At 50.9% G+C, this 4134-nt stretch carries 4 protein-coding genes and 1 tRNA gene; 3 read left to right on the top strand and 2 right to left on the bottom strand.

Annotated elements, in window-relative coordinates:
• Positions 1-26: 26 nt before the first annotated feature.
• Both AAH187_RS18815 and AAH187_RS18810 read right to left on the bottom strand, forming a co-directional pair.
• Positions 27-1088 carry a hypothetical protein gene (locus tag AAH187_RS18815; protein ID WP_342350027.1) on the bottom strand — a complete coding sequence of 354 codons (1062 nt, stop codon included), beginning with the start codon at positions 1086-1088 and terminating at the stop codon, positions 27-29.
• A 131-nt stretch (positions 1089-1219) separates the two neighbouring features.
• Positions 1220-1310, bottom strand: a tRNA-Ser gene (locus AAH187_RS18810).
• A 574-nt stretch (positions 1311-1884) separates the two neighbouring features.
• Here AAH187_RS18810 and AAH187_RS18805 point away from each other — a divergent pair.
• The 3 genes from AAH187_RS18805 (at position 1885) to AAH187_RS18795 (ending at position 4016) form a co-directional block, all read left to right on the top strand.
• On the top strand, positions 1885-2820 hold the full coding sequence (locus AAH187_RS18805; RefSeq protein WP_342350026.1) for a hypothetical protein: 936 nt from the start codon (positions 1885-1887) through the stop codon (positions 2818-2820).
• 18 nt (positions 2821-2838) lie between these two features.
• Positions 2839-3612 carry a hypothetical protein gene (locus AAH187_RS18800; RefSeq protein WP_342350025.1) on the top strand — a complete coding sequence of 258 codons (774 nt, stop codon included), beginning with the start codon at positions 2839-2841 and terminating at the stop codon, positions 3610-3612.
• A 62-nt stretch (positions 3613-3674) separates the two neighbouring features.
• Complete coding sequence (locus AAH187_RS18795; RefSeq protein ID WP_342350024.1) at positions 3675-4016, top strand: hypothetical protein; 342 nt, start codon at positions 3675-3677, stop codon at positions 4014-4016.
• The last annotated feature ends 118 nt before the right edge of the window (positions 4017-4134 follow it).

The following is a 4134-nucleotide window of genomic DNA, read 5'->3' as shown; positions in this document are numbered from 1 at the left end:
CTCAGGCATGCTTTTTCAACACTCCCTTACGGAAAGGCGGGTAGGGGTGCATAGATGAGGGGATGACCAACCAACTCCTCCAGCCATTGTTCCGTGGCTTGATGAGGAAGGGGACGTTGATTGAGTCGAATCTCCAGACGAAACTCACCATTCGTGCCCACCAGACCCACGATGGCCGCGACGTCCTTACCTTCAGGAAGGAGATAGTCGGTCTGGAATTCTGCCAGGCTGCCATAGACCCGACCTTGCGGCTCTAAGAGCTGAAGCAACTCAGGCATATCGGACAGCGTGCAGTGAATAGAACAGCGATACATGAACCGGGGATTGGGTGCGATTCCAGTAAAATCCAAGAGGGCGGGTTCGGGAAATCCTGTGAGATAGACGCGTAAATTAGCAGGTTGTCCCTGGTAGGTCGCAGCCAGTTGACTGGCCGGAACCAGAAACTCAAAAGGATCCGGCGAGTTGAGTTCGAATTGGCAGGGTCCAAACGCATCCGGCCATGAGCAAAAGAGCGGGGTATCCGTTCGGTCTGTCTGCAGCAGCACTCGAGCGCCTTTTTGCGTCACCTCAATTGGAAGATCCAGGATCTGAATGGCGGCCCGAAAGGCATTTTCCCGGTCCGTGAGCCAAAATCGGTCACGCGGCTTGTCTAGTGTTTCTCCTGGTGTGATGACTTCGGTGGTATGAACCCGGACCCGAATGAATCCATGGGTATGTCGGAATCCAAGCCACAGCCAGGCTTCCGGCAGGAGCGTCGTCAGTGGCTGAGTCATACGCCAGGGGTGCGCGATCGAGCAGTAGGTGTTCACCGATTGATGCGTTTGAAATATGGAGTGATAGTGGCCTGCCAGTAGAAAAAAGTCGCCCTGCCAGTTGTCGATGAGATGTAATAAGGTGACATCCTCGGTAGGCCAGGGCGCGAGAGTCTGGATGCGCTGGGGATGGTCCACCTCCCATTCTTCGATATAGCCTATCATCTCCTTATCCTCATGGATGGAGGTCAGGCCTAACTGCCTCAATTTGCCCGCCACCGATAAAATGTCATCGAAGGAGAGCGTCGCTTGGGTTTCCCAACGATGTTCACGCATGAGGAATATTCAGGAAGACGAAGAACAAAACTGGTGGATCATGGGTCTTACCGATACCGGATAGAGGTGGCCAGAGGAAGTGGTGAACGTTGAGGAAAGACAGCAGATCCGAAAAATTAGGAGGAAAAATATGGCGGAGAGGGCGGGATTTGAACCCGCGGTAGGCTTTTGACCTACGACGGTTTAGCAAACCGTTGCCTTCGGCCACTCGGCCACCTCTCCGCGCAAGTGTATGTCAATTGAATGTGACTACTTATAGAGTAACCGCATGGGTAACTTCAAGAGCAGATTGCGGCCGGATTGCAGAAGACCCCTTGTTGGGAAATCCAATCACCAAAGAATGTGCCGATGCTCCCCCTCAAATACCTGTCCCTATCCATCAGAATGGTGATCCTACCATGCCCAAACTGTTTTTGGATATATTTCCAGCAAGGTTTTTGTGAAATGACATGAGAGGCAGAGATATACGAACCGGTGGAGGGTTATCTCCGAATAAACTAACGGGCACATGGAATCTCCTGGGTACCTTTATCTTGAGTCCTCCGTTAAGCTCTACCGTAGACGGAAAGATTTCTGATGTGGGTCAAGAACAAGGACCAACCCTACTCGCGGGAGCATTCGCGTTATGAGCGGCTTCCTGCCGGTAGGGTATTTGGTCTAGGATTCGCCGGAGTCTGGGAAGGAGGCAGGATGAGACGCAAACCATTTCCAACGGAAGACATCAGCGGCCAAGGGGGCGCTCAGAAAAAATCCAGCGATTGAATTAGAGTAACCACCGAGACTTTTGCCCTAGATCATGAATCCTTCATCCAAAGATAAACTGTTAATTGATGGGCCTAAGGAAATGATGCGCGAGTTACTCCAGAACGATGCACTCGTCAAAGCCGATCGTTTTGCGCGACAACAGCTTTGCCCATTGGTTGACGTGGTGGTTAGACGGCGCTTCGGTAAAACGTCCGTTGAATGTAACTCCTCCACTGCTAGCGATGTCCTTCGCGAGTGCATCAAAAATATTACCAAGGAACTGGGACAATGGACGGTTGGGTACTCAGCAATGCGATGGATATGGATGCTTCGACGATTGCCGCAGTGCGTGTTTGAAGGTCAGTTATCTTCTACGTTTGGCTACGATTCGACACTCGCAGAAGTCATTTCAGGCCGGAGTCCAGCCAGTGAAAGAAGGGAACATTGGCGGGGCGAGAATACTTGGCTGGCGTACCCCCTCGAAGGTGCAGTAGTAACACGGCTTGCTCGTTTCTGCGCGGGCATTCGGATCCTGTCTCAATTCCATGTCCTTTTCCGATGGGCCGGCAAAGGAGCTAGTCTTCTGTTTCAAAGGGGTAGGTTTCCTGAGACAAGCGTAGACTCAACCATTCGGAGCTCGGTCGAAACCTACGATCGGCGATCAGCGTCGACTGGACGCCCCCTGTCACGGTTCGGTTCGGTGGTGATATCAGCAATTGAGGAAGATGAAACTGACCGGATTCTTTGGATCCAACGATGCGAACCAGCAGTTGTTCCAACCGTCATGCCAGGCATACCTATGGGTGAAGCCGAAACTAAGGACTGGGCATACACGAAAGCCAACTTCTTTTTTGAGATTCTTTCGATTCAAAAATTACAGGAACTCGTTTCAGATCGAAGATGCGACCTGAAATTGCTTTTTACCAAAGAAGCCGCCGTTCTGTTGTATCTCCTAACGTGTGCCTCGAGTCTTGTCGTTCGTCATTAAGCAGGCCTCTTTAGCATTTTGCAAACCGGATATCTAATTTCGAAAGAGCCAAGCCAACTTTATGAGAGACTGTCTCTTCTATTTGATGCCGTTCCGGATTTTGTGCGCCAAATGCTGGAAGCCGCTTCTGTTCGGAATTCATCAGAGGTATTGGCCGCTCTTGAGAGTATTGTGGGTAATGACTGGCCTTTAGCGGCTGGTCCTGTCTTGCGGCACGATGGAAGTGCTATTTGTGTCGACTTGGCCACAGCCAGCGATAGGTTTGAAGTAGCATTACAGTTTTCCGCTTTGCAAGGAGATCTCACCAACGCTCGTGCCGATCACTTCGAGGAAGAGGTCCAATCAGTTGTGGATAAAAGCAAGTGGAGACCAAGTACATCATTGGCTGCGCTAAGAGGCAGAACCTTGGTTCGGGACGGGAAGCACATAACCGATATTGATGCCATCGGTGAGACCGAAGGGACACTTCTCATTGTATCTTGTAAAAGTACCCTGTATTCTGGACTTTATGACATTGGAGATTATCGCACAATTAGAAATGTGAGTTCGAACATCGAAGATGCTATTCAGCGCTGGCGAGATGTTCTTGATGTTTTTCGAAAGAATCCTGTTGGGGGTAATTTCGATTTTTCACACTTTAAGAACATAATAGGGGTGGTCTGTACGCCCAAGATAGTTTTTGTAGATGATGAGGTTTTGAAGCAATCTGCGGCGGTCGGCCTAACAATAGCCGTCTCCATCAGCGAACTCGCCACCTGGCTTGGTACAACAGATTCATTCTGGGCGTCCTGAGTGCGGTCGGCTGGGATTTGTTGATCTATGCGTGGGGCGCTGTCCCTCAGCCAGGAATATTCATGTGCATTCTATCAGCGACGGCATCAGATTCCTTTTCTTTGATCTGGTTGCCGGGGTTCGTCCCGGAGGCCGAGGCCCTTTTGTTTCGGCAAAAGGACCCAAAACCACTGGCCCTCGGCGTGATGCGGAAGATGCCTTCAATCCTCGCCGAATCCAGCGGCGGGCAAACTCGCCTGCCTCAAACAGTGCCCGCCTGGTTACCTAATTCGGCTCCGCGTCTCGGCCACGCCGAATGGGCCGATCCAGTCCTGATCCAAGCAATGAGATTTCAAACCACCTTTCTTAACTGCTCACTGCAGCAGGCGGGTAGTTCGAAACTCAATAAGGTATTTAGTGTTTGAACTTGAAAATTCCCCGTTAGCTTGCTACGGGGTCCTCTTTCTTTGGTACGCTCTTGCAGCGTGAAACGGCAACATGAAGATAAAGTGCGAAAGAGTTCCCATTGTGCGTGGCAAATCC

This window comes from uncultured Nitrospira sp. (assembly GCA_902500695.1).
In the GTDB taxonomy this organism is placed as follows: Bacteria; Nitrospirota; Nitrospiria; order Nitrospirales; family UBA8639; genus Nitrospira_E.
This window is presented reverse-complemented; position numbering and strand designations above follow the sequence as displayed.